Source organism: Streptomyces sp. NPDC086077, from assembly GCF_040686175.1.
GTDB lineage: Bacteria > Actinomycetota > Actinomycetes > Streptomycetales > Streptomycetaceae > Streptomyces.
Genome location: NZ_JBFBJT010000295.1, coordinates 1 through 2,884 on the forward strand (window position 1 = coordinate 1; position 2,884 = coordinate 2,884).

At 70.2% G+C, this 2,884-nt stretch carries 4 protein-coding genes; all 4 read left to right on the forward strand.

Going from position 1 to position 2,884, the window contains the following annotated elements; genetic code table 11:
• The coding region (locus tag AB0O67_RS37080) for a MiaB/RimO family radical SAM methylthiotransferase (RefSeq protein WP_365460447.1) at positions 1-938 on the forward strand (938 nt) is incomplete at its 5' end.
• Entirely contained in the window at positions 935-1,768 is an 834-nt protein-coding gene (gene pgsA / locus AB0O67_RS37085; protein ID WP_365460450.1) for a CDP-diacylglycerol--glycerol-3-phosphate 3-phosphatidyltransferase, read from the forward strand. The genes AB0O67_RS37080 and pgsA, both read left to right, overlap by 4 nt.
• On the forward strand, positions 1,765-2,310 hold the full coding sequence (locus tag AB0O67_RS37090; RefSeq protein ID WP_365460453.1) for a CinA family protein: 546 nt from the start codon (positions 1,765-1,767) through the stop codon (positions 2,308-2,310). Before pgsA ends, AB0O67_RS37090 begins: the two co-directional genes overlap by 4 nt.
• 109 nt (positions 2,311-2,419) lie before the next feature.
• The gene (locus tag AB0O67_RS37095; RefSeq protein ID WP_365460456.1) at positions 2,420-2,800 is read left to right on the forward strand and encodes a helix-turn-helix transcriptional regulator; all 381 of its coding nucleotides are present in this window, start codon (positions 2,420-2,422) and stop codon (positions 2,798-2,800) included.
• Positions 2,801-2,884: the final 84 nt, after the last annotated feature.

Here is a 2,884-nt window from a genome sequence, read left to right on the forward strand (position 1 = left end):
CCTCGGTGAAGCTGGCCTCCGGCTGCGACCGGCGCTGCACCTTCTGCGCCATCCCGTCCTTCCGCGGCTCCTTCATCTCCCGCCGCCCGAGCGACGTGCTGAACGAGACCCGGTGGCTGGCCGAGCAGGGCGTCAAGGAGATCATGCTGGTCTCCGAGAACAACACCTCCTACGGCAAGGACCTGGGCGACATCCGCCTGCTGGAGTCGCTGCTGCCGGAGCTGGCGGACGTCGACGGCATCGAGCGGGTGCGGGTCAGCTACCTCCAGCCCGCGGAGATGCGGCCCGGCCTGATCGACGTGCTCACCTCCACGCCCAAGGTCGCGCCCTACTTCGACCTGTCCTTCCAGCACTCCGCGCCCGCCGTGCTGCGCGCCATGCGCCGGTTCGGCGACACCGACCGGTTCCTGGAGCTGCTCGACACCATCCGCAGCAAGGCACCGGACGCGGGCGTGCGCTCCAACTTCATCGTGGGCTTCCCCGGGGAGACCGAGGCCGACCTGGCCGAGCTGGAGCGCTTCCTGAACGGCGCACGGCTCGACGCGATCGGCGTTTTTGGCTACTCCGACGAGGAGGGCACCGAGGCGGCGACCTACGACAGCAAGCTGGACCAGGACGTCGTCGCCGAGCGGCTCGCCCACATCTCGCGGCTCGCCGAGGAACTCGTCTCGCAGCGCGCCGAGGACCGCGTCGGCGAGACCCTGCGCGTCCTCGTGGAGTCCGTCGGCGGGGAGGACGGCACCTACGGCCGCGCCGCCCACCAGGCGCCCGAGACCGACGGGCAGGTGCTGCTCACCGGCGGCGAGACGCTGCGCGCCGGTCGTATGGTCGAGGCGAAGGTGGTCGGTACGGAAGGTGTCGACCTCGTGGCCGAGCCGTTGGCGTTCGCCGCCGTAGGCGCCGACGGCCGGGCCGGCAGTGAGGAGGCGGGCAGATGACCGGAGTACCGGCGTCCGCCGCGGGTGGCCCCGCCCCGGCGAACGGCACGGCCGCGGCCTCGAAAGGATCCTCCTCGCAGCGGGCTTCTCTGAAGGGGTCCTCGCAGGGCACGAGCGGGTTCGGCCCGGGTGTCGCGGAGGCGGGCGCCGCCGGAGCGGGCGTCTCGGGGGCCGGTGCCACCAGCGCGCAGATGGGCGTGAAACCGGTGCGCGGCGGAAAGATCGCGGCTGCCGCAGTCGACCAGGCCAGCGTGTGGAACGTCGCCAACCTCCTGACCATGCTCCGGCTGCTCCTGGTCCCCGGCTTCGTCGCGCTGATGCTGGCCGACGGCGGGTACGACCCGGCCTGGCGCTCGCTCGCCTGGGCGGCGTTCGCCATCGCCATGATCACCGACCTGTTCGACGGCCATCTGGCCCGCACGTACAACCTCGTCACCGACTTCGGGAAGATCGCCGACCCCATCGCCGACAAGGCGATCATGGGGGCGGCGCTGATCTGTCTCTCAGCCCTGGGCGATCTGCCCTGGTGGGTGACGGCGGTGATCCTCGGCCGGGAACTGGGGATCACGCTGCTGCGTTTCCTGGTCATCCGCTACGGCGTCATCCCCGCCAGCCGTGGCGGAAAGCTGAAGACCCTCACCCAGGGCGTGGCCGTCGGCATGTATGTGCTGGCGCTCACGGGCTGGCTGGCCACCCTGCGCTTCTGGGTGATGGCCGCGGCGGTCGTCCTGACCGTGGCGACGGGGCTTGATTATGTGAGACAGGCCATTGTGCTGCGCAGGCAGGGAATCGCCGAGCGCCAGGCCGCGTTGGAGGAGACGGAACGGTGAGTTCCCCGGCCGCGCAAGTGGTGCGACTACTCACGGTGAGGGGCGAGACCGTCGCCGTCGCCGAGTCGCTGACGGGTGGGCTGGTCGCGGCGGAGCTGACGGCGGTGCCCGGGGCCTCCAAGGTCTTCCGAGGGTCCGTGACGGCGTACGCGACCGAGCTCAAGAACGAACTGCTCGGTGTCGACGCCACCCTGCTGGCTCAGCGTGGAGCAGTGGATCCGCAGGTGGCGGCCCAGATGGCGGCCGGAGTGCGGAAGGCGCTGGGTGCCGACTGGGGCATCGCGACCACCGGTGTCGCAGGTCCCGACCCCCAGGACGGACAGCCCGTCGGAACCGTTTTCGTCGCGCTGGACGGACCGTTCGGGGCGGGTGCCGGTTCTGCCGGTGGCGGAAAAGTGGAGGCCCTGAGGTTGAACGGCCGGCGGGCGGAAATTCGTATGGAGAGTGTACGGAGCGTACTCGCACTGCTTCTGAGGGAGCTCGCGGGCGAACAGACTGGGAATGAGCGGGCACAGGATACGGAACGGAACGGGGGGTTTTGATGTTTGCAGCCCTGAGTGAACACGACATCGCTCCCCGCACGGCCGCAGCGCAAGGCGGTACGGTGGGGCGTGAAGGATGCGGCTACGCGGTCCGAGGAGGGAGCCACCGATGATTCTGCTCCGTCGCCTGCTGGGTGACGTGCTGCGTCGGCAGCGCCAGCGCCAGGGCCGTACTCTGCGCGAAGTCTCCTCGTCCGCCCGAGTCTCACTCGGCTATCTCTCCGAGGTGGAGCGGGGGCAGAAGGAGGCTTCCTCCGAGCTGCTCTCCGCCATCTGCGACGCGCTGGACGTACGGATGTCCGAGCTCATGCGGGAAGTGAGCGACGAGCTCGCCCTCGCCGAGCTGGCACAGTCTGCAGCGGCCACCCCCAGTGAGCCTGTTCCCACGCGGGTTCGTCCGATGCTGGGTTCCGTATCGGTGGCCGGTGTGCCGCCGGAACGGGTGACCATCAAGGCGCCCGCCGAGGCGGTGGACGTGGTTGCCGCCTGAGTCGAGGCTCGCGTGTACGGCACGCTGCCGCGCGTCACGAGGTCTGTGACTGTCAGGAACGTGTGAGGCCCCGGCCGGGGCTTC